The organism is Azospirillum soli, from assembly GCF_017876165.1.
Lineage (GTDB): Bacteria > Pseudomonadota > Alphaproteobacteria > Azospirillales > Azospirillaceae > Azospirillum > Azospirillum soli.
The window spans coordinates 248,873-271,031 of record NZ_JAGINQ010000003.1 but is presented as its reverse complement, the minus strand read 5'-3'; the positions used below and the strand labels follow the sequence as shown (position 1 = coordinate 271,031).

The 22,159-nt window shown below is 69.3% G+C and carries 19 protein-coding genes and 1 tRNA gene; 12 read left to right on the top strand and 8 right to left on the bottom strand.

What is annotated here, in order from left to right; all coding sequences use genetic code 11:
• Positions 1–135: 135 nt before the first annotated feature.
• Both J2852_RS06780 and J2852_RS06775 read right to left on the bottom strand, forming a co-directional pair.
• On the bottom strand, positions 136–1,557 hold the full coding sequence (locus J2852_RS06780; protein ID WP_209872850.1) for an FAD-binding oxidoreductase: 1,422 nt from the start codon (positions 1,555–1,557) through the stop codon (positions 136–138).
• An 87-nt stretch (positions 1,558–1,644) separates the two neighbouring features.
• Entirely contained in the window at positions 1,645–2,616 is a 972-nt protein-coding gene (locus tag J2852_RS06775) for an L-threonylcarbamoyladenylate synthase (protein ID WP_209872847.1), read from the bottom strand.
• Between the two features lie 111 nt (positions 2,617–2,727).
• On the opposite strand from J2852_RS06775, the gene parA reads away from it, so the two are divergent.
• Positions 2,728–3,375: a ParA family partition ATPase gene (parA, locus tag J2852_RS06770; protein ID WP_209873337.1), complete on the top strand. Its 648-nt coding sequence runs from the start codon at positions 2,728–2,730 to the stop codon at positions 3,373–3,375.
• Between the two features lie 6 nt (positions 3,376–3,381).
• Here the strand turns inward: parA and J2852_RS06765 are convergent, their stop codons facing one another.
• The gene (locus J2852_RS06765) at positions 3,382–4,236 is read right to left on the bottom strand and encodes a hypothetical protein (protein WP_209872844.1); all 855 of its coding nucleotides are present in this window, start codon (positions 4,234–4,236) and stop codon (positions 3,382–3,384) included.
• Between the two features lie 267 nt (positions 4,237–4,503).
• Between J2852_RS06765 and J2852_RS06760 the strand changes: the two genes are divergently transcribed.
• Positions 4,504–5,190, top strand: a complete 687-nt coding sequence (locus J2852_RS06760; RefSeq protein WP_209872839.1) for a Crp/Fnr family transcriptional regulator — start codon at positions 4,504–4,506, stop codon at positions 5,188–5,190.
• A 28-nt stretch (positions 5,191–5,218) separates the two neighbouring features.
• Here the strand turns inward: J2852_RS06760 and bcp are convergent, their stop codons facing one another.
• Together bcp and J2852_RS06750 are read right to left on the bottom strand one after the other, a co-directional pair.
• Complete coding sequence (gene bcp / locus J2852_RS06755; RefSeq protein ID WP_209872836.1) at positions 5,219–5,683, bottom strand: thioredoxin-dependent thiol peroxidase; 465 nt, start codon at positions 5,681–5,683, stop codon at positions 5,219–5,221.
• The gene (locus J2852_RS06750) at positions 5,680–8,664 is read right to left on the bottom strand and encodes a bifunctional [glutamine synthetase] adenylyltransferase/[glutamine synthetase]-adenylyl-L-tyrosine phosphorylase (RefSeq protein ID WP_209872833.1); all 2,985 of its coding nucleotides are present in this window, start codon (positions 8,662–8,664) and stop codon (positions 5,680–5,682) included. The genes bcp and J2852_RS06750 overlap by 4 nt, the downstream gene beginning before the upstream one ends.
• 261 nt (positions 8,665–8,925) lie before the next feature.
• Between J2852_RS06750 and J2852_RS06745 the strand changes: the two genes are divergently transcribed.
• Positions 8,926–12,552 carry a YhdP family protein gene (locus J2852_RS06745; protein WP_209872830.1) on the top strand — a complete coding sequence of 1,209 codons (3,627 nt, stop codon included), beginning with the start codon at positions 8,926–8,928 and terminating at the stop codon, positions 12,550–12,552.
• A 121-nt stretch (positions 12,553–12,673) separates the two neighbouring features.
• On the opposite strand, the gene tyrS is transcribed toward J2852_RS06745, so the two are convergent.
• Positions 12,674–13,927, bottom strand: coding sequence for a tyrosine--tRNA ligase (gene tyrS / locus J2852_RS06740; RefSeq protein WP_209872828.1), 1,254 nt, complete (start codon positions 13,925–13,927; stop codon positions 12,674–12,676).
• Positions 13,928–14,034: 107 nt separating this feature from the next.
• On the opposite strand from tyrS, the gene J2852_RS06735 reads away from it, so the two are divergent.
• Positions 14,035–15,099: an anhydro-N-acetylmuramic acid kinase gene (locus J2852_RS06735; RefSeq protein WP_209872825.1), complete on the top strand. Its 1,065-nt coding sequence runs from the start codon at positions 14,035–14,037 to the stop codon at positions 15,097–15,099.
• Positions 15,100–15,105: 6 nt separating this feature from the next.
• On the opposite strand, the gene J2852_RS06730 is transcribed toward J2852_RS06735, so the two are convergent.
• Together J2852_RS06730 and J2852_RS06725 are read right to left on the bottom strand one after the other, a co-directional pair.
• Entirely contained in the window at positions 15,106–15,258 is a 153-nt protein-coding gene (locus J2852_RS06730) for a hypothetical protein (RefSeq protein ID WP_209872822.1), read from the bottom strand.
• A gap of 10 nt (positions 15,259–15,268) precedes the next feature.
• Entirely contained in the window at positions 15,269–15,934 is a 666-nt protein-coding gene (locus J2852_RS06725; protein ID WP_209872819.1) for an alpha/beta hydrolase, read from the bottom strand.
• Positions 15,935–16,197: 263 nt separating this feature from the next.
• On the opposite strand from J2852_RS06725, the gene cysE reads away from it, so the two are divergent.
• From cysE to J2852_RS06685, 8 genes are all read left to right on the top strand, one after another.
• Positions 16,198–16,953 (top strand): serine O-acetyltransferase, encoded by a 756-nt coding sequence (cysE, locus tag J2852_RS06720; protein WP_209872816.1) that lies wholly within the window; start codon positions 16,198–16,200, stop codon positions 16,951–16,953.
• Positions 16,954–17,041: 88 nt separating this feature from the next.
• On the top strand, positions 17,042–17,524 hold the full coding sequence (locus J2852_RS06715; protein ID WP_209872813.1) for an Rrf2 family transcriptional regulator: 483 nt from the start codon (positions 17,042–17,044) through the stop codon (positions 17,522–17,524).
• Between the two features lie 37 nt (positions 17,525–17,561).
• Positions 17,562–18,674: a cysteine desulfurase family protein gene (locus J2852_RS06710; RefSeq protein ID WP_209872810.1), complete on the top strand. Its 1,113-nt coding sequence runs from the start codon at positions 17,562–17,564 to the stop codon at positions 18,672–18,674.
• A gap of 133 nt (positions 18,675–18,807) precedes the next feature.
• Positions 18,808–19,452: an iron-sulfur cluster co-chaperone HscB C-terminal domain-containing protein gene (locus J2852_RS06705; protein WP_209872808.1), complete on the top strand. Its 645-nt coding sequence runs from the start codon at positions 18,808–18,810 to the stop codon at positions 19,450–19,452.
• Positions 19,453–19,543: 91 nt separating this feature from the next.
• On the top strand, positions 19,544–19,873 hold the full coding sequence (locus J2852_RS06700) for a ferredoxin family 2Fe-2S iron-sulfur cluster binding protein (RefSeq protein WP_209872805.1): 330 nt from the start codon (positions 19,544–19,546) through the stop codon (positions 19,871–19,873).
• Positions 19,874–19,947: 74 nt separating this feature from the next.
• Positions 19,948–21,072: a tRNA 2-thiouridine(34) synthase MnmA gene (gene mnmA, locus J2852_RS06695; RefSeq protein WP_209872802.1), complete on the top strand. Its 1,125-nt coding sequence runs from the start codon at positions 19,948–19,950 to the stop codon at positions 21,070–21,072.
• Positions 21,073–21,169: 97 nt separating this feature from the next.
• Positions 21,170–21,244: transfer RNA gene (locus J2852_RS06690), tRNA-Met, on the top strand.
• A 386-nt stretch (positions 21,245–21,630) separates the two neighbouring features.
• Positions 21,631–22,017, top strand: a complete 387-nt coding sequence (locus tag J2852_RS06685; RefSeq protein ID WP_209872799.1) for a hypothetical protein — start codon at positions 21,631–21,633, stop codon at positions 22,015–22,017.
• Positions 22,018–22,159: the final 142 nt, after the last annotated feature.

Below are 22,159 nucleotides of genomic sequence, written 5' to 3'. Positions count from 1 at the left end.
ATAAGGGTTTAGGGTGTGACTTATCGCCCACGCACGCGGGCGCGTCAATTTGCGCAAAATTTTTTTTGAATGGGGTGACAAGTGCGCGGGGGCACGCGGCCCCCGTCGCAGATCCCGTTATTGTCCCCGGCGGCCTTACGGCAGCATCTTGCCGGGGTTCAGCAGGCCCTTGGGGTCCAGCGTGGCCTTCATGGCGCGCAGCAGGTCGAACTCCACCGGGCTCTTGATGGACGGCATCTCGTCCTTCTTGAAGCGGCCGACGCCGTGTTCGGCGGAGATGGAGCCGTCCAGGTCGGCGATGACCTCGTTCACCACATGGCAGATCTCGTCCCAGCGGGCGAGATAGGCGGCGGTGTCGGCGCCCTCCGGCTGGGACAGGTTGAAGTGGATGTTGCCGTCGCCGACATGGCCGAACGGGGTCGGGCGGATGCCGGGGCAGGCGGCGGTCACGGCGGCCTCGGCGCGCTCGATGAACTCGGCGACGCGGGAGACGGGGACGGACACGTCGTTCTTGATGGAGCCGCCCTCGAACTTCTGCGCCTCCACGATGGCCTCGCGGATGAACCACAGCTGGTTGGCCTGCGTTTCCGACTGGGCCAGCGTGGCGTCGGTGGCGAGTTCGGCCTCGAACGCCTCGCCCAGCGCCGCCTCGACGTTCTCGCGGAAGGCGTCGGACTGGGTGCCGGTGGTCAGCTCGGTCAGGACGTACCAGGGCGACGGTTCGGACAGCGGGTCGATGGTGCCGGCGACGTGCTTCAGAGCGAACTCCAGGCAGCGGCGCGACATCAGCTCAAACGCGGCGACCGCGTCGCCCGACGCCTCGCGCAGCTTGGCGAGCAGTTCGATGGCAGCGGCCGGGCTCGGCACCGCGATGAAGGCGGTTTCCGACTGGCGCGGGCGCGGGTAGAGCTTCAGCACGGCGGCGGTGACGATGCCCAACGTGCCTTCGGCCCCGATGAACAGGTGCTTCAGGTCGTAGCCGGTGTTGTTCTTGCGCAGCGAGCGCAGGCCGTTCCAGACGCGACCGTCGGCCAGCACCACCTCCAGCCCCAGCACGAGGTCGCGCATGTTGCCGTAGCGCAGCACGTTCATGCCGCCGGCGTTGGTGGAGATCAGCCCGCCGATCTGGCAAGTGCCCTCCGCGCCCAGGCTCATGGGCAGCAGGCGGTCCTTGTCCTTGGCGGCCTCCTGCGCGGTCTTCAGCACGACGCCGGCCTCGGCCGTCATGGTGTAGTTGAGCGGGTCGATGGAGCGGATTTTGTTCATCCGCGACAGGCTGAGCACGATCTCGCGCCCTTCCTCGTACGGGATGGAGCCGCCGACGAGGCTGGTGTTGCCGCCCTGCGGGACGATGGGGATGCCGGCCTCGGCGCAGATCCTGACGACCGCTGCGACCTCCTCGGTGTTGGCCGGGCGGACCACCGCCGGGCTGTTGCCCTTGAAGCGCCCGCGCCATTCCGACAGGTAGGGGGCCATGTCCTCGGGCGTGGTGAGGATGCCGTTCGGGCCGACGACGGCGCGGATCTGGTCGAGGACGATGGAGACGGCGGCGGTCATGGGCGGGCGTCCGGGGCTGATGGGCGAAAATGGAAAAGGTGATACCCGCAGGTTGGGGCGAGCGCCAGAGAAACCCAACCCGCGGCGTTATCCTCTGGGAGCCGCCGCCCGGCGCAGACGGTCGTTGATGGCGACGCCAAGCCCCTCGTCCGGGATCGGCATCACGGCAATGGCGCGGGCACCCTCCTGGTCGAGCTGGCGGAGGTGGGCGAACAGGTTGGCCGCTGCTTCGTTCAGGTCGCCCTGCGGGCTGAGGTTCAGGCGAGCCTTGCCGCCGCGCATGAAGCGGTCGGGGCCGAACGTCAGGAAGGCTTCGTCGTCCTCGGCGTTGGTGGCGTTCAGGCGCACGGCGGCGTTGGGGGCGTAGTGGCTTTCCAACTGGCCGGGGGACTTCGGCGCGGTCGGATCCCCGGCGGAGATTTGGATCGGGCCGATCAGCTGCTCGATCTCCTCGCGCAGAACGGCGCCGGGGCGGAGCAGGACGGGAACAGCGCCGGTCAGGTCGAGAACGGTGGATTCCAGGCCGACCGGGCATTTGCCGCCGGCCACCACCATGCGGATGCGGTCGCCCAGGCTCTCGATGACGTGGTGCGGCGTGGTCGGGCTGACGGCGCCGGAGCGGTTGGCGCTGGGCGCGGCGACGGGACGGCCGGCGGCCTTCAGCAGGGCTTGCCCGACCGGGTGGTTGGGCACGCGCACGGCGACGCTGTCGAGACCGGCGGAGACCAGCAGCGACAGGCCGGCCTCCGGGCGGCGCGGCAGAACCAGGGTCAGCGGGCCGGGCCAGAACTGCTGGGCCAGCTCCACCGCGCGGTCGTCGAAGACGGCGACGGCCTGTCCGGCCTCCAGGTCGGGGACGTGGATGATCAGCGGGTTGAACTGCGGACGGCCCTTGGCGGCGAAGATCGCGGCCACGGCGCGGTCGTTGGTGGCGTCGCCGCCCAGGCCGTAGACGGTCTCGGTCGGGAAGGCGACCAGATCGCCGTCGCGCAGGGCTTCACCCGCGCGGGCAAGGCCCTGCGGGGTGGTCGGAACGATGTCGGGGTGTTTTTCGGTCACGGTCTGTTTTGTAGCGGGTCCGGTGATGAAGTCAATCCACGCGGTTGCGCCGGCCACGCTCCAGGTTTATGACGGGCATGCGCGGATAACAACCAGATGATGGGTGTGGGCATGGCGGGCAAGGTCTTCACCGTGGCGCAGCAGAAGGGCGGGGCCGGCAAGACCACTTTGGTCGCCCATCTCGCCATCGCTTGGGCGCAGCTTGGCCGCTCGGTTGCCACGGTGGACATCGACCCGCAGGGCAGCCTGACCCGCTGGCACGAGGTGCGCAGCGAGGCCACCGGCGGGGAGCCGGGCTTCACCCACGTCCAGATCACCGGCTGGCGCACCCAGGCCGAGGTGGAGCGGCTGGCCCGCGATCATGAGGTGGTGGTGATCGATAGCCCGCCGCACGCGCAGACCGAGGCGCGCATCGCCGTGCGCGCCGCCAGCCTCGTCATCGCGCCGGTGCAGCCGAGCCCGATGGACCTGTGGGCGGTGCAGCCGACGCTGGACCTCGCCGCCCAGGAGAAGCGCCGGCTGCTGCTGGTGTTGAACCGGGTGCCGCCGCGCGCCAAGATCGCCGACGAGCTGGTGGGCAGGGTGCGGGAGCTGGTCGACCCGCCCGCCGTGGACATTGCGGAGGCGCAGATCGGCAACCGCACGGCCTATGCCGGCACGCTGCTGACCGGCCTGTCCGTGACGGAAGCCGCCCGCAAGTCGCAGGCGGCCATCGAAATGCAGGCGCTGGCCGAGGAGATTCTCGGCCGCGCCGGCTGAGCCGAGTTAACTGAACCAGATCTGGAACATCAGGCGGTCGCGGTCCTTCGGCGCGATGGCCTTGTGGTAGCAGGACGTGTCCTCCAGGAAGCCGGTGCCGGCCGGACCCTCGATCACCATCATGCGATCGCGGCCGTAGCGGGCGAGGACTTCCCGTTCCGTCGTGTTGGCGGAGCCCAGCAGCATCCGGATCGACTTGCCGCTGTGCGAGCCACGGATCAACGCGTGCGCGCCGGCCCCCTCGTTCACATCGGTCAGGTAGAAGGCGGCCGAGCAGAAGTGGAAGTCGTGCACGTCGAAGTGCCAGTCGATGGTCTGGCCGAGGCGCCGCCGCTCGGCGTCCGACACGTCGGTGACGAAGCTCCAGAACAGGCGCGGGATGGTCTTCCTGGGCTTGTAGCCGAGAAAAGCGGTGACCGCGTCCAGAATGGCCGGGTCGCGGCAGACGCGGCGGATGGCGGTGCACTCCATCGGGTCCGGCGCCATGGCCAGCACCACCGGCGTGCCGTCCGACAACCGGCCGCTGCGCACGTCCTCCTTGCGGAACAGCCGCTCGCTGCCACGGGTGCGGATGGGCGTGGTTTCCGCGAAGTCCACGATCTCCTGCACCAGGGAGGGCGGGAGGTCGAAGCCGAAGGCCACCGAATCCCGCTTCAGCGCGGCGACGGCGTCGTTGGTCCGCACGCTGGGGAACAGGGTGGCCGGCAGGATCATGGTCGGCGGGGGAGGCCAGGACGGACGTCGCAGGCTGGGCGCCAGACGCCGAATGGCGCTGTAGCCGCGACGGACCGTTTCGAAACGGCCGAGGGCGTAGTGAAGCTCACCGGCGGCCAGCCGCCGGGCGATGTTTGCGACATCCATGTTCGAGTGTCCTTCGCCAGAACGACAGAGCGCGACGGGCTCGGTTCGACGAAGGCAAATTTATGAGAAACATGCTTTACTATGAAACTGTTCTTCGGGCTTACGATATCGGAAGTCGGGAATATCCTGGGGGGATGAGTCTTTCGGTTGGCACATTTCCGAACGGAAGGTGTTTAAGCCGTTGTGGAAACAACGGCCCGTTGCGCCATGTACGGATCAATCGTCCCGCCGAGCGCCTCCGCGCGCACCGATACCCGATTATCCTCCTTGCCGGACGCCGCATCGCCGGTCCTCTGCGCGCCGCTGCGCCGGGAGGAACTGCGCGATCTGGTCCGCACGCAGCGCGCCCTGGTCCGCGCGCGCGGCCAAGCCGTCGTGCGCGAAGGTGACCGGGCCGACCGCTTCTTCGTGCTGAACAGCGGGGCGGTCGCCTTGCAGCGCTCGCTGCCGGACGGGCGGCGTCAGGTGCTCGACTTCCTCTGGCGGGGCGACGTGATCGGAGTCGGCGACGGGGAGCGTTTCGGCTACGACGCGCTGACGCTCGCCGACACGGCGCTGTGCACGGTCAGCCGCCCGGATCTGGAGCGGTTGACGGAGGATTATCCGGAACTGGCGACCCGTCTCGCCCGCATCGGCTCGGAGCGGCTGACCCACGCCTTCGACCGCATGACCCTGCTGGGCCGATTATCGGCGGAGGAGAAGCTGGCGTCCTTCCTGCTGGAACTGTCGGAGCGGCAGGGCCGCTGCAGCGGCCGGTCCAACCCCGTGTGGGTGCCCATGTCCGCGACGGACATCGCCGATTATCTGGGTCTGCGCGTGGAAACGGTCAGCCGCCGCACCTCGGCCTTTCAGAAGAAGGGCCTGATCCGCCGCGTCGAATCGCACCGGATCGCCCTGCTCGATCCCGCCGCGTTGCGCGAGGTCGCCGAAGGCGGGGAGGGGGACGAGGACTGAGCCGCTCTCCCTCCCCATGGACTTCGCCTTACAGCGCCTGGACCGCCTTCAGCACGGCGTCCACATGGCCGGTGACCTTCACCTTGCGCCAGACGTTGCGGACGATGCCGTCCTTGTCGATCAGGAAGGTGGCGCGCTCCAGACCCATGTACTTGCGGCCGTACATGCTCTTTTCCACCCACACGCCGTAGGCCTCGGCCACGCCGGTCTCCTTGTCGGAGGCGAGGGTGAAGGGCAGCTCGTACTTGGCCTTGAACTTGTCGTGGCTGGCGACGCTGTCCTTGGAGACGCCGATCACCACCGCGTCAACGCCGGTGAAATTGGGGAACTGGTCGCGGAAGCCGCAGGCCTCCGACGTGCAGCCCGAGGTGTCGTCCTTCGGGTAGAAGTACAGCACCACCGGCTTGCCCTTCAGGGCCGACAGCGTGACGCTGCCGCCGCCGTCGGTCGGCATGGTGAAGTCCGGGGCGGGGGTTCCGATCTCGACGCTCATGGGAGTCTTGCTTCTTCGTTGGTCTCGGGGGGAGGCAGCTTGGACGCCGGCTCCTCGACCAAGGCGACGAAATGGCGATGGGCGCGGGCGGCGATGGCCCGGATTCTGGCGTCGAGCGCCGCGAAGTCAACCGCCGGTTCCTCATCCGGGAAGGCGGCGCGCGAGAGACCTGCCAGCAGCGTCGGCGACACCTGACCGGGGTCGAGCACGCCGGCCGTGGTCAACCGCAGGAACCCCTGGACCCGGCGCCACAGCCGCAGGGTCGCGACCAGCTCGTCCGCCACGTCGCGGTCGAGCAGCCCGGCGGCCCCGGCATTGCCGATGGCGATCGCCGTTCCGATGGACAGGATCTTCGGGTGGTCGTGGCCGTGGCGGAGCTGGAGGTATTGGGCGGTGAACTCGATGTCGATCAGGCCGCCGCGCGCGTACTTGATGTCCCAGATGTTGCCGGTGCCGAACTCCTTGTCGATGCGGCGGCGCATGTCGGCCACGTCCCACAGCGTCTTGTCCGGGTCGCGCGGACCGGTCAGCACGGCGCGCATGGCCGACTCGACCTTGGCGGTCAGCGCCGGGTCACCGCCGATGACGCGGGCGCGGGTCAGGGCCATGTGCTCCCACGTCCAGGCGTCCTTGGCCTGATACTTGGTGAAGGATTCGAGCGAGGTGGCGAGCGGCCCGGCGTTGCCGGACGGGCGCAGCCGCATGTCCACCTCGTAGAGGCGCCCATCGGCCATCGGCGCGGTGATGGCGTTGGTCAGGCGCTGCGTCAGCTTGATGTAATACTCGTTGGGGGCCAGCGCCTTGGCGCCGTCGGACATCCTCGCCTCGGGCGGGGCTTCGTAGACCACGATCAGGTCGATGTCGGAGGTGATGGTCAGCTGGCGGCTGCCCAGCTTGCCCATGGCGACCACCACCCAGGCGCCGCCGGGCACACGACCGTGGCGGGCGGCGAACTCCTGCTCCACGCGGGTGGCCAGCTCGGGGACGACCACGTCGGCGAGGTCGGCCAGGAAGGGGCCGCAGCGGTCGCCGTCGGTGATGCCGCGCAGGATGTGGGCACCGGCGCGGAAGCGCTGGTCGTTGGTCCAGCGGCGCGACAGGGTCAGCACATCCTCGAAATCGCGGGCGTCGGCGATGACGCGCTGGTATTCGGCGCGCAGGCCCTCGCGGTCCGGCAGCGGGTCGAAGAAGTCGGGGGAGATGACGGCGTCGAGCAGCGACGGGTTGCGCGACAGCGTCTCGGCCAGCTGCGGCGCCGTGCCCATGATCTCCGCCACCAGGGCCAGCAGCCAGGGGTTGGCGATGAACAGCGAGAACAGCCCGACGCCGGCCGGCAGGCGGCCGAGGAAATTGTCGAACTTCACCAGCGCCTCGTCCGGGGCGGGCGTCTTGGCGAGTTCGGCGAGCATCGCCGGGACCAGTTCGGTCAGCAGCTCCCGCGCGCGGCCGGAGCGGGTGGAGCGGTAGCGGCCCCGGTGCCAGGTGGACACGACGGAGATGACCCGGCTGGGGTCCTGATAGCCCATGCCCCGCAACGTCTCGACCGTGCCGGGGTCGTCATCGGTGCCGGTGAAGACGAGGTTGCCGGGGCCGGACAGACTGGGCGCCTCCTCGAACAGTTCGGCGTAGCGGTCCTCGACGCGGCCGAGCTGGGCCAGCAGATCGGTGCGGAACGCCTCCGCGTCGTCGTAGCCGAGGAAGGTTGCCAGATGGGCCACGCCCTGGTCGTCAGCCGGGATCTGGTGGGTCTGGCGGTCGTCGGTCATCTGGATGCGGTGTTCGACCCGGCGCAGGAAGCGGTAGGCTTCCTCCAGCTCGACGACCGCCGCTTCGGGAACGCGGCCGACCGCGCACAGCGCCTTGTTCGCGAGCAGGGTGGGGGCGATGCGCAGGCGGGTGTCGCGCCCGCCGAAGATCAGCTGCTGGGTCTGGGCGAAGAACTCGATCTCGCGGATGCCGCCGCGCCCGACCTTGATATCGTGGCCGTTCACCGTCACTTCACGGTGGCCCTTGTGGGCGTTGATCTGGCGCTTGATCGAGTGGATGTCCTGAATGGCCGCGAAGTCCAGGTGACGGCGCCACACGAACGGTTCCAGGAAGCGCAGGAAATGGGCACCCGCGTCGGGATCACCGGCGATGGGCCGGGCCTTGATCATGGCCGCGCGCTCCCAGTTCTGGCCGACGCTGCCGTAATAAATTTCGGCGGCGGAGACGGAAACGGCCAGCGGCGTGGCTCCCGGATCGGGGCGCAGGCGCAGGTCGGTGCGGAAGACGTAGCCGTCCTTGGTGCGTTCATCCATAATGCGCACGAGATCGCGCGCGATACGGATGAACGTGCGGGCGAGGTTGTCCGGCTGGGGTGTCTGCACGACGATGTCGTCGTACAGGACGATCAGGTCGATATCGCTGGAATAGTTGAGTTCGCGCGCACCCAGTTTACCCATGGCAAGCACGATCAGACCCGACCCGACCCACGGTCGCTGCGGATCCGGCAGCGTCAGCGTGCCCGCCTCCGCCGCGCGGCGCAGCAGGTGGTTCGACGCCAGCCGCACCGACGTTTCCGCGATGTCGGACAGCGCGCCGGTGACCTGTTCCAGCACCCACGCGTTTGCGATGTCGGCCATGCCGATCAGCAGGGCGGCGCGGCGCTTGGCGATGCGCAAGGCCGTCATCAGCCGGTCCATGTTGCGCTCGTCCCCGTATTCGGCGTCCAGCGTCCGGATCAGGTCGGCGAAGGCGTCGTCGTATCCGTCCGTCACCACGCGCCGCACGAAGGGAAGCTCGCGCGTCAGGATCTGGCCGAGGTACGGGCTGTTGCCGCAGACCGCGTCGAGCAGCGCGCGGCCTTCGGGGGAGGCGGCGTATGCCTCGGCCCAGTCGCGGAGGTCTTCAGGGGCATTGGCCGCCTCCTGGCGCCAGCGTTCCAGGCCCCTTTCGGCCAGGGCGGGATCGAACGGCTTCGGCAACGCGGCGGTCGGCATGATGGTGATTGTCCCTGCACGAGGAGTGGGCAAAAACTTGCGCGATGGGCAGGCGTTGGTCAACGGTGATGGTGTCGTCTCATTCCGTCCCTGCGGAGTGTCGCCCTTGCTTCCCTCGTCATCCCCGCGAAGGCGGGGATCCAGGGCCATTCGTGGACCTGTCGGGATGCCCTGGATCCCCGCCTTCGCGGGGATGACGGTGAACAGTTGCCGTTGCTCTTCGATCACCCCAGACGGGAAAGGGAACAGGGGGCGGGCCCGTTGATTCGGCGCACGGCAAAGATCCTGGCCTGGACGGCGGCCGGCGCGGTCGTCGTGGTGGGGGCCTCGGGCGGGCTGCTCGCGTGGCGGCTGGCGCAGGGGCCGATCGCGCTCGACCCGCTGACCCCCTATGTCGAGAAGGCGCTGAGCGATCCGCAGGGGCGCTACACGGTCGATGTCGGCGATCTGGTCATCTCCTGGGTCGATGAGGAGGAAAGCGACGGGTTGACCCGGCTCGACCTGCGGGCGCTGCGGGTCCGCGCGGTCAACGCCGAGGGGACGGAGCTGGCGGCGGTGCCGGAGCTGGGCGTCGGCTTCTCGGTGCGGGAGCTGTTCCGGGGGCGGCTGTCGCCGACGCGGCTGGAGCTGATCCGCCCGCGCCTCCAGATTCTGCGCCGCGCCGACGGCAGCCTCGATTTCGACGTGCGCGCGGGCGCGATCCCCGACGAGCCCGAACCGCAGGAACCGGACGGCGGGCCGGACTTCGCGGGCGAGATCGTTGAGACCTTGCTCCAGCCGCCGGACGCGCAGCGCCCGCTCGGCCTGTTGCGGCGGCTGACCGTCACCGGGGCCGACCTGACGGTGGAAAACCGCATGCTGGGCCTGTCCTGGCACGCCAACGAGAGCGACATCGTCCTGACCCGCGACGAGCGGGGCATCACGGGTGGCGCCCGCCTCGCGCTCGATCTCGCGGGGCGGAGCACGCTCGTGGAGGCGTCCGGCTTCCACGCCATGGGCGACGCGACGACCAGCCTGTCCGCCCGCTTCGAAGGGCTGGAGCCGGCCTCGCTCGCCCAGATCGGGCCGGCGCTGGCGCCGCTCGCGGCGGTGACGGTGCCGGTCGGCGGCAGGCTGGACGCGACGCTGGACGCCCGGTTCGAACCGGTGCGCGTCGGTTTCGACCTGCATGGCGGGGCGGGCGCCGTGACCCTGCCCGAGTTGCGGCCGGAGCCCTACCGGATCGAGAGCATCCAGGCGCGCGGGTCGCTGGACGTCGTCGGCAAACGGGCGGCAGTGGAGCGGCTGGCGGTGGTGTCCGACGCGCTGAGCCTGTCCGGGCACGGCACCTTGACCGAGCAGGGAGACCGCCGCAGCGCGACCGCGCGCATCGAGGTGACGCGGGACGGGCACACGGCGGTGCTCGACCTTGACGGCGCGGAGACGGTGGGCAAGGGGGCGACGGTCAACGCCCGGCTGGCGGACTTCGTGCCGGCGAGTCTGGCCGGGTTGGCGCCGGCGCTGGCGCCGCTCGCGGCGGCGGCGGTGCCGCTGTCGGGCACGGCCAGCGTGGAGCTGGACCCGGATTACCAGCCGCACGCGGGGCGCGTCGATCTTCAAGCCGGGGCCGGGAGGATCGCGCATCCGGAGCTGTTCCCCGAGCCGGTGACCGTCGCGTCGGCCGCGCTGAGCGTGACGGGAGACCGGACGGCCGGGCGGCTGGACGTGGAACGGCTGGCGCTCGACCTCGGCGGGCCGACGCTGGAGGGCACGGCGCACGCGACCACGCCGGACGGGCGGCTGGCCGTGGAGGCCGCCGTGACCGCGCGCCATGTGCCGGTGGAGGCGCTGCGCCGCCTCTGGCCGCTGGGGGTGAGCCCCAACGCGCGGGAGTGGGTGACGGCCAACCTGTCGCACGGCGTGGTGCAGGAGGCGACGGCGACGGTCGGCCTTGCCGGGCCGCTGGACAATCTGGAGGCCATCGAGCCTGCGCATTTCCAAGCGACGATCCGGGGCGAGGACATAACGGTGGATTACTTCCACCCGCTGCCGGTCGTCACCGGGGCCGGGCTGGAGGCGGTCACCGACGGCAAGACCTTCACCATCCAGACGAAAGGCGGGCGCATCGGCGACGTGACGCTGGGCGACGGGACGGTGGTCATCAGCGGTCTGGACATCGGCCAGGAGCATATGGACATCCGGATCCCGGTGCGCGGGCCGGTGCGCACCATCCTGACCGTGCTGGACAGCCCGCCGCTGGGCTACCCGAGCCGCCTCGACCTCGACCCGAAGAAGACGCAGGGCACGGCCGACGCGCAGCTGCATTTCCAGTTTCCGCTGCTGGCCGACCTGAAGGTGGAGGACCTGAACCTCGACGTCACCGCGAAGATGCGCGGGGTCGGGGTGGAGAAGGTCGCCGCCGGCCTGAATGCCACGGACGGCGACTTGTCGCTGGCGCTCGACATGAACGCCATGTCGATCAAGGGTAACACCAAGCTGGACGGCGTTCCCGTCGCCATCGACTGGAAGGAGCAGTTCAACTCCACCGCCAAGGGGCCGCGCACGCGCATCACGGTGAAGGGCGACATCGACGCCAAGGACCTGCGCAGCCACGGCATCGACCTTCAGGAATACGTGACGGGGCCGCTGGGGGCGGACGTGCTGTTCACCATCGACCAGCGCAAGCGCTTCGCCCTGACCGCCGGGATGAACCTGGAGAAGACCCACCTGTCCATCCCCGAACTGGGCTGGGAGAAGAAGCCGGGCGTGCCCGGTTCCGGCAAGTTGGCGCTGGAGTTCCAGAAGGACCGCGTGACGCGCGTCACCGGGCTGACGGTCAGTGCCGGCGGCCTGAACGGTCAGGCGGTGGTGGAGCTGGCGCAGCCGACCATGGCGGTGTCGCGCGTGGTGGTGAACCAGCTGTCGGTCGGCCAGACGGACATCCGCGCCGACGTGACCGTGCGACCGGCAACCGCTCAAGGAGGGAAGATCGGGTACGCCGGGACCATCACCGGGCAGAGCCTGGACGCCCGCGCGCTGGCCGGCCGGGGCGACGGCCCGAAACCGCCGGAGCCCGAGGACGGCAAGGCAACGCCGCTCGACTTCACTGTCAAGCTGGGCCGCGTGGTGTTCGGGGACGGGCGGTATCTGTCGGAGGTGTCCGGCCAACTGAAGCGCGACGCCAAGTCCTGGACGAACCTGGACATCAACGCGCGGGCTGGACAGGACAGCACGCTGACCGTCCGCTACCAGCCGGGCGCCCAGGGCTTCCACGACGTGAGCATCGTCACCAACAACGCGGGCGAGGCGTTCCGCGCGCTGGACATCAACGACCGGGTCAAGGGCGGCAGCCTGCGCATCACCGGCCGCACGGTGGAGCCGCGCGCCGACGCCGCCATCGAGGGGACGGCGGAGCTGACCGACTACGCGCTGGTCGATCCGCCGGTGCTGGCGCGCATCCTGAACGCCATCTCGCCGGCCGGCTTCGCCGAGCTGATGGGCGGCGGCAAGGACATCCATTTCGGCCGCATGTCGGCCAAGTACCGCAAGGACGGGCGGCTGGTGACGCTGAAGGACCTGCGCACCTCCGGCTCGGCCCTCGGCCTGACGCTGGAGGGCGACGTGGACCTCGGCACCGACACGGCGAACCTGCGCGGCACCATCGTGCCGCTGTACGGGCTGAACCGCATCGTCGGTCAGATCCCGCTGCTCGGCGATCTGCTGAGCGGCGGCGAGGGGCAGGGGATTTTCAGCGCGACGTGGCGCGTGCAGGGTCCGCTGGGCGATCCGGATGTGTCGGTGAACCCGCTGGCCGTTCTGGCGCCGGGTTTCCTGCGGAACCTGTTCTTCCTGGGGGATGGAAAGACGGCGCCGAACGCAGCGCCGCCGCCCGATCCGAACATGCGGTAGGCCCCCGTACCGGGTCCCCATCCTAGCCTTCCCCCATGCCGCGCACGGGGGAAGGGGCTAAAATTCCCTCCCCCGCCGACAGGTGGGGGAGGGTTAGGGTGGGGGCTCGCGGGCCGGCGCTTTAGACGGCCTTCACCAGCGCATGGCGCTTCTTGCCGGCGCTGAGCTTGATGACGCCGTCGCCGTTCAGGTCGGCGACGGTGGCCTTCGCGGCCTCGTCGGCGATGGCCGCGTCGTTCATCTTGGCGCCGGCACCCTTGATGAGGCGGCGGGCCTCGCCCTTCGACGCGGCGAGGCCGGTCGAGACCAGCAGGTCAACCACGGGCAGACCGGCCTCAAGGTCGCCGCGCGGCACGTCGATGCTCGGCAGGCCCTCGGCGGCGGCACCCTGCTCGAAGGTGCGGCGGGCGGTCTCGGCGGCCTCCAGGGCGGCCTCCTCGCCGTGGGCGAGCTTGGTCACCTCGTGGGCCAGGATTTTCTTGGCCTCGTTGATCTCCGCACCCGGGAGCGCTTCCAGGCGCGCGACCTCGTCCAGAGGCAGCTCGGTGTAGAGGCGCAGGAAGCGGCCGACGTCGGCGTCCTCCGTGTTGCGCCAGTACTGCCAGAAATCGTAGGCGCTGAGCTTGTCGGCGGTCAGCCACACGGCTCCCGCCGCCGTCTTGCCCATCTTGGCGCCCGACGAGGTGGTCAGCAGCGGCGTCGTCAGGCCGAACAGCTCGGCGCCATCGGTGCGGCGGCCGAGTTCGACGCCGTTGATGATGTTGCCCCATTGGTCGGAGCCGCCCATCTGCAACGCGCACTTGTGGCGGCGGAACAGCTCCACGAAGTCGTAGGCCTGGAGGATCATGTAGTTGAATTCCAGGAACGTCAGCGGCTGCTCGCGCTCCAGCCGCAGCTTGACCGATTCGAAGGTCAGCATGCGGTTGATCGTGAAGTGCCGGCCGATGTCGCGCAGCAGCGGAATGTACTTCAGCTCGTCCAGCCAGTCGGCGTTGTTCACCATCACCGCGTCGGTCGGACCGTCCCCGAACGACAGGTAACGGCCGAAGATGCGCTTGATGCCCGCCATGTTGGCGTTGATGACCTCGTCCGTCAGCAGCTGGCGCGCCTCGTCCTTGCCCGACGGATCGCCGATCTTGGTGGTGCCGCCGCCCATCAGCACGATGGGCTTGTGGCCGGTCTTCTGCAGCCAGCGCAGCATCATGATCGGCAGCAGGCTGCCCACGTGCAGGCTGTCCGCCGTGCAGTCGAAGCCGATGTAGGCGACGACCGGACCCTTCGTCGCGCGCTCGTCGAGGGCGGCGAGGTCGGTGCACTGGTGGATGAAGCCGCGCTCTTGCAGCGTGCGAAGGAAATCCGATTTCAGCGTCGTCATGGCCGCGATCCGGCTGTCGTGGTAAGGTTCGGGGTCGCGTCTGTTAGCATGGAACGGCCGGCCCCACAATTCTCGGGGCCGTTTTCATTACGAGAAGGCAGCATCGCATGCACACCGTCGTCGGGCTGATGAGCGGCACCTCCATGGACGGCATCGACGCCGCGCTGGTCCTCACCGATGGCGAGGTTAGGGTCGAGCCGCAAGCCTTCGTCACCATTCCCTATGAGGACGGGTTCCGCGCGCGGCTGCGCTCCTGCCTCGGCGGCAAGGGGCCAGTGGAGGCGGTGGAGCGGGAGTTGACCGAGGTCCACGCCGACGCCGTGCGCCGCCTGCTGGTGGAGGCGGGCGTGGCGGCGCGGGACGTGGACCTGATCGGCTTCCACGGCCACACCATCCACCACGCGCCGGAGGAGCGCCGCACCTGGCAGATCGGCGACGGGGCGCATCTGGCGCGACTGACCGGCATCGCGGTCGTGAACGACTTCCGCACGGCCGACGTGCAGGCGGGCGGGCAAGGGGCGCCGCTGGTGCCGCTGTTCCACCGCGCGCTGGCCGAGGAACTGCCGCGCCCGCTCGCCGTGCTGAACGTCGGCGGGGTGGCGAACGTTACCTGGGTCGGGCGTGATGGAAACGTCATCGCCTGCGACACCGGGCCGGGCAACGCGCTGGTGGATGATTGGGTGCTGCAACGGAATGGCGCGCGGTATGATGCCGATGGTGCGCTGGCGGCGCGCGGGCGGGTGGATGCGGAGGCGCTGGCGGCGCTGCTCGACCATGCCTATTTCGACCGGCCGGCGCCCAAGTCGCTCGACCGCGACGCCTTCGATCCGGCGCCCGTGCAAAGCCTGTCGGTGGAGGATGGCGCGGCGACGCTGACCGCCTTCACGGCGTCGTCGGTGGCGCGTGTGGTGCCGCACCTGCCGGAAGCGCCGGTGCGCTGGCTCGTCTGCGGCGGCGGACGCTGCAACCGGACGCTGATGGGGATGCTGGCCGACCGGCTGGGCGTGCCCGTCGCCCCCGTGGAAGAGGTCGGCTGGAACGGCGATGCGCTGGAGGCGCAGGCCTTCGCCTATCTGGCGGTGCGCAGCCGCAAGGGCCTGCCGCTCAGCGTCCCGACCACCACGGGCGTGCCGGAACCGATGACCGGTGGGCGGTTCCACCCGGTGGGGTGAGAAGCCTTACGGCTGGCGCCGGGTGTGGTCGTCGCAGTTGGAGGATGTCCGGCACCAGCTGCCGAAAGCGCCGGCGAGGAACTCGCTTGGGGACGTGGATGTGCAGGCGGACAACGACAGCGCCGCGACCGCCGCGATGACCAGCGCGCGCAGGCTCATTCCGCCACCCTCACTCCACCACCGCCGCCGCGACCGGGTTGCCGAGCGCGCGATCCAGATAGTCGTCCACCTGCACCGCCAGATCGTCGGAGCGGTTGGCGAAGAAGTGGTTGGCGCCGGGGACCACGCGGTGGTCGATGCGGATGTCCTTCTGGTGCGAGAGCTTGGTCACCAGCTTGGTCACCGCCGCCTGGGGCACCAGCTCGTCCTTGTCGCCATGGATGATCAGGCCCGAGGAGGGGCAGGGCGCCAGGAAGGAGAAGTCGAAGAGGTTCGCGGGCGGGGAGACGGACACGAAGCCGTCGATCTCCGGCCGGCGCATCAGAAGCTGCATGCCGATCCAGGCCCCGAACGACACGCCGGCAATCCAGCACACCGGGGCGTTGGGGTTGTAGGTCTGAAGCCAGTCCAGCGCCGCTGCCGCGTCGGCCAGTTCGCCCTCGCCCTTGTCGTAGGTGCCCTGGCTGCGGCCGACACCCCGGAAATTGAAGCGCAGGGCCGAATAGCCGCGCTTCGTAAAGGACTGGAACAGGGTGAAGACCACCTTGTTGTTCATCGTCCCGTTGTGGTGAGGGTGCGGATGCAGCAGCAGGGCAACGGGCGCGTTGGGCGAGGTGCCGTGGGTGTAGCGGCCTTCGAGCCGGCCGGCCGGACCGTTGATGGTCACTTCAGGCATGGGGGCGACGATCCTGACGCGAACAAAGGTTGATCCGAACCACCGGAACGCCGGGGGGCGGCCGGCCCGGCAAGCGCGCGTGGTTGCCCATTGCAAAGCATGGATTTTTCGAACACAATTCTTGACCGTTTTGCTTGGTCATCTTATATGCGTCGACAGTCCTTAAGGGCAACCCGCGCGACCGGCGAGGCACGGGTCGGAGTTCCTTGCGAAAGATATTCTCCCTCGGCAGGAGGGCGGACTATACCACGGCGGGTGTTCTTGTGTTCAAGCATCTTCGCGAAGAGATCGACGGGATTATGGCGCGCGACCCGGCCGCGCGCTCGCGGGTGGAGGTGGCACTGTGCTATCCCGGCCTGCACGCCATCGTCCTGCACCGGATCGCCCATTATTGCTGGGATCGCGGCTGGAAGCTCGCCGCGCGCGTCGTGTCGCAGATCTCCCGCGCGCTGACCGGCATCGAAGTTCACCCCGGCGCCACCATCGGCCGCCGCTTCTTCATCGATCACGGCATGGGCGTCGTCATCGGCGAGACCGCCGAGATCGGTGACGATGTCATGCTGTATCATGGGGTTACGCTGGGCGGCACCTCGCTGCATCAGGGCAAGCGCCACCCGACGCTGGGGGACGGCGTGATCGTCGGCGCCGGGGCGAAGGTGCTGGGTGCCATTACGATTGGGGCCGGCGCGCGCGTCGGTGCCAACGCGGTCGTCGTCGCCGACGTGGCGCCGGGCGTCGCCGTGGTCGGCATCCCGGCCAAGGCCGTCACGCCGCGCGACCGGGCCGAGACTCAGAAATTCATGCCCTATGGCACGCCCTGCGGCGACATTCCCGACCCCGTGGCCCGCGCGCTGAACGGGCTGCTGGATCAGGTGTCCGCCCTGCGCCAGCGGGTTGAGGAATTGGAATCGGAGCGCGCCGACGCACCGCAAACCTTGAACACGAAGCCTCACAACACAATGCCTTTGAGCACGCCGGAGCCGGTGTCGGCCGATGGCGGCTCGATCAAGCCATGTTGACGGCATACCATTCGAAACACCATTGCGAGGCCGGGTTCCGCACCCATCGGGTCGGGCCGGGGAGAGAGAAGGGTAAGGAGGGATCAAGATGAGACTCAGCACCAAGGGACGCTATGCCGTCATGGCCATGGTCGATCTTGCCGCCACCAGCCAGGGAAGCCCCGTCGCTCTTGCCGACATCGCGGAACGCCAGGAAATCTCGCTGTCCTACCTGGAACAGCTGTTCGCCAAGCTGCGCAAGGGCGGTCTGGTGAAGAGCGTGCGCGGCCCCGGCGGCGGCTATCTGCTGGCCCACCCGGCCGACGCCACGCGCGTGTCCGACATCATCCTGGCGGTGGACGAGCCGATCCGCACGACCCGCTGCGCCAACGGCACGCCGCAGGGCTGCCGCACCAACCGCTCGCGCTGCCTGACCCACGACCTGTGGGAGGAGCTGGGCAACCAGATCCACATGTATCTCAGCTCCGTGACGGTGGCCGACGTGGTCGAGCGCCGCATCATCGGCACCAGCGGCCTGACCATCCGTCTTCCGCAGCCGGCCGGCGAGGGCGCCGCCGTCGCCGCCGAGTGAGCGGGTGGAGTGGGCTTAGAAGAGTGATCGTTTGGGTGTGAGCCGCGTCTATCTCGACCACAACGCGTCGGCGCCTCTGAAGCCGGAGGTCAAAGCGGCGATGGTCCAGGCTATGGACCTCGTCGGCAACCCGTCGTCGGTGCACGGTTTTGGCCGCACGGTGCGCCGCGCGGTCGAGGAGGCGCGCGCCCACGTCGCCGCGCTGGCCGGGGTGAAGCCGGCCCAGGTGCTGTTCACCGGCAGCGGCACGGAAGCCAACAATCTGGCGCTGCGCGGCTTTCCGGGGCGGCGCATCATCACCTCCGCCATTGAGCATGACTCGGTGCTGGCGGCGGCGCCGGACGCACTCCGCGTTCCCGCGGACCGCAACGGTGTCACCGATCTGGACGCGCTCGGCCGGTTGCTGGCCGAGGGGGAGGGGCCGGCGCTCGTCTCCCTGATGCTGGCGAACAACGAGACCGGGGTGATTCAGCCGGTGGCCGAAGCGGCGGCGCTGGCGCACGCGCACGGCGCGCTGTTCCATTGCGACGCCGTGCAGGCGGCCGGGCGGCTGCCGCTGAGCCTCGCTGAGTTGGGGGCCGACCTGATAACCCTGTCCGCGCACAAGATCGGTGGGCCGGCGGGCGTCGGCGCGCTGGTGATCGCCGAGGGGCTGGAGCCGGAGGCGCTGATCCGGGGCGGTGGGCAGGAGAAGCGCCGCCGCGCCGGCACGGAAAATGTTGTCGGGCTGGTCGGCTTCGGCGCCGCCGCTCGTCTGGCGCTGGAGGAACTGCCCGGCGCCGCGCGTCTTGCGGAATTGCGGGACGATTTGGAAACGCGCGCGCTGGCCGCCGTTCCGGGCGCCCGCGCCATGGGGGCGGCAAGCCCGCGTGTCGGCAACACAAGCTGCCTCGTGCTGCCCAGCGTGCCGGGGGAAACGCAGGTGATGGCGCTGGACCTCGCCGGGGTGGCGGTCAGCGCCGGGTCGGCCTGCTCCAGCGGCAAGGTGAAGCCCTCGCATGTGCTGGCCGCCATGGCCGAGGACACCGACACGGCCTCCTCGGCGATCCGCGTCAGCCTGGGTTGGGACAGTGACGCCGACGCGGTGGAACGCTTCGTCGCCGCCTGGACGGCGATGGCCCGGCGGCTGGTGCGGCAACCGGCGGCGTGACCCGAGTGCGCGGATCGGGAATCTTCGATTCGAACGTTGCGTCGCGGGGCGCTTCTGGGTATGACGCGCCCGGATGCCCGGCAAACGGCCTTGCGCCCGGTTTTTCGATTCGGTGCTTCGACGGACGGTGACCATGACCACTTCCGATTCCGGCCCGCCGGTTGCCCCCAAGGGGATCGCCGGTTCCATCGACGGCGATATGGAGCCGTGCTGGCTGTGCGGCCGGTCGGTGACGGCGCGCGCGCTGTTCTGCCATTCCTGCGGCGCGGTCCAGGCGCCGCGCCCGCTGGACCATTTCACCCGGCTGGGGCTGGAGCGCCGCTTCGACATCGAGCTGGAGGTGCTGAACCGCCAACACGCCGGCTTCTCCCGCGCGCTCGACCCGGAACGCTTCGCCGCCCGAGGCGCCCGCCAGCAGAGCAACGCCCGCGCCCAGCTGGACGCGCTGGCCGAGGCCCACGAGGCGCTGCGCGATCCGGTGAGCCGGGCGCGCTACCTGCTGGGGCTGCTCGGCGTGCCGGCGCAGGAGGCGGAGGAGGACGAGGAGGTGACAGCCCTGTCCGGCCAGCTGGCCGCCGCGCAGGATGTCGCGGCCATCGACCGGCTGGCCGCCGACGTCGGGCAGCGCATCGAGTCCTGCATCAAGTATCTTGCCATCGCCTTCCGCAACGGGCAGACCGACAACGCCGCGCGCATCCTCGCGCGGCTGGAGCAGCTGGAGGCCCTGTGCGCCGCGTCCCGTGCGCGCCGCGTCGAGCTGGCCCCAAAGACTCCTTAAGACAAGACGCTTTATTTACATCACCGCGATCACAACCAAGAGCCCGCAAGGGCGACGATCCCGCCAGGGACGACCACCAGGAGAGTACCCGATGCCCAAGATGACCTTCATCGAGCCCAACGGCACCCGCCACGAGGTGGACGCCCCGCTCGGCCTGTCCGTGCTGGAGGTCGCGCACAAGCACGGCCTGGATCTGGAAGGTGCCTGCGAGGGCTCGCTCGCCTGCTCGACCTGCCACATTGTCGTGGAGCCGGAGTGGTTCGACGTGCTGGCCGACGCCTCGGAGGACGAGGAGGACATGCTCGACCTCGCCTTCGGCCTGACCAAGACCTCGCGCCTGGGCTGCCAGATCATCATGAGCGAAGAGCTGGACGGCCTGACCGTCCGCCTGCCGGGCGGCACCAACAACGCCATGAAGTGAGGATGCGAACCCTTCCCCGCCTTTGGTGTGGGGAAGGGGTTTTTCCCGATGCTCCGCAGCCCATATAGGGCGCCATGAATTCCCTCGGTATTTCCAAGCGTCCCCAGGACACCCGCGTGGTCGTGGCCATGTCGGGCGGCGTCGATTCCTCCGTCACTGCGGCCGTGCTGCGGGAGGAGGGGTATGACGTCGTCGGCATCACGCTCCAGCTCTACGATCACGGCATGGCCGTGCAGAAGCCCGGCGCCTGCTGCGCCGGCCAGGACATCTACGACGCCCGGCAGGTCGCCGACCGCATCGGCATCCCGCACTATGTGCTGGATTACGAGGGGCGCTTTTCCCAGGACGTGATCGACGACTTCGCCGACAGCTACCTGCGCGGCGAGACGCCGATCCCCTGCGTGCGCTGCAACCAGCGCGTCAAGTTCCGCGACCTGCTGAACACCGCCCGCGACCTCGGCGCCGACGCGCTGGCGACCGGCCACTACGTGCGCCGCGTGCAGCGGAGTGACGGCGGGGGGGAACTGCACCGCGCCATCGATCCGGGCCGCGACCAGAGCTATTTCCTGTTCGCCACGACGCAGGAGCAACTGGACTTCCTGCGCTTCCCGCTCGGCGGCCTGACCAAGCCGGAGACGCGCGCGCTCGCCGAACGGCACGGGCTGGAGGTGGCGGCTAAGCCGGACAGCCAGGACATCTGCTTCGTCCCCAACGGTTCCTACGCCGAGGTGGTGGCGAAGCTGCGCCCTGGTGCTGTGGAGCCCGGCGAGATCGTGCATGTGGACGGTCGCGTGCTGGGCCGACACCGGGGCGTGGTCCACTACACGGTCGGCCAGCGCAAGGGCCTGGGCATCGGCGGCATCAAGGGCGAGGAGGAGCCGCTGTTCGTCGTCCGGCTGGAGCCGGCGCAGCGCCGCGTCGTCGTCGGCCCACGCCGAGACCTCGCCCGCGCCGTGGTGAGCGTGCGCGAGGTGAACTGGCTCGGCCCCGCCCTGGGGCCCGACGAGGGGCTGGAGGTCGAAGTGAAGCTGCGCTCCGCCCAGCCGCCCGCCCCGGCGACTTGGCGCCTTGGCGGCGACGGCACGGCGCGCGTGGAATTGCACGAACCGCAGCACGGCGTGGCGCCCGGACAGGCCTGCGTCGTCTACCAGGGCGACCGTGTTTTGGGGGGCGGATGGATCGCCGGAACGGCCGGATAAAAAAGTGCAATTTCGGCGTTGACACCCAAGCCGCCTTGGCCTAATTAAGCGGCCCCGGCCGGAACGAACGGAAACGAACGAACCGGACGGACCCGATGGCAGCGTAGCTCAGTGGTAGAGCAGGGGAATCATAATCCCTTGGTCGGGGGTTCAAATCCCTCCGCTGCTACCAATCCGGAAACCCCGCCGAAGCAACTCGGCGGGGTTTTTCGTTGTCATCTGCGTTTGTCGCATAGCCGACGGCCCACGTCGGGGATGGCACAAGACTCCGCCATGTGTGTTGATGCTGAGGGCGTGGCCGTTTCGCGATTGCGGAGGGTCGGCGCGCGACCGAGCGGAGCGTCCCCATTGGCATGACCGTTGCTTCGCTTTCGAAGCAAGGTGGAACCGCTCCCTGGGTACGGACGCGACATTGTGAGGGCGGCAAGAGACCGCTCGGGCGCTTCTACCTCTTTCGCGCAACGCTCTTGAAGTGGTTTGACACACAAACAATGTGACTTCTTTGGTCCGACCCGATGGTCACGGCGTGCCCATTCACCCGGTGCATTGGAGGCAGGTTTGATCAATCCCTTGATTACGGCCACCGCCGGCTGGTCCGAAGCGGTGGAGGAGCGGGCCAAGCGGCTGCTCCGCTACCAGATCGGCACCGAGGGGGCGGGGGCCGTCGTCACGATGCAAACCATGCTGGCGCGTTGCGACTATGACCCGGTGGCCAGCGCTCGGTTCCTGATGTGCATCCCGCCGCTGATGGCGGTGCGCGAGTTGACCAAGACCGTTTCCTGCTTTCAGATCGACGGCGAACCCTGCCCCGATCCAGCGGCGGTGGCGCGCGCCGCCCTGTCCCACGCCGGACGCGCAGTCGCCGCGCACGAGTTGCACCCTGAGCGGCGCTTCGTCGTGAACATCATCACCTCGCTCCTGGGGATTCCCCGCTCCAGCCGCTAATCGCCGAACGCGCTTCCCGCCGCCACCCTGTGATTTTCCCGTGGGGTGCGGCGTGAGGGCACGCGCCGGACAGCATGCGACGGTCGCTTCCGCGAGCGTTGGTTGCTAAAGTGTGTTCGGCTCGTGCGTGAGGGAACCGGGG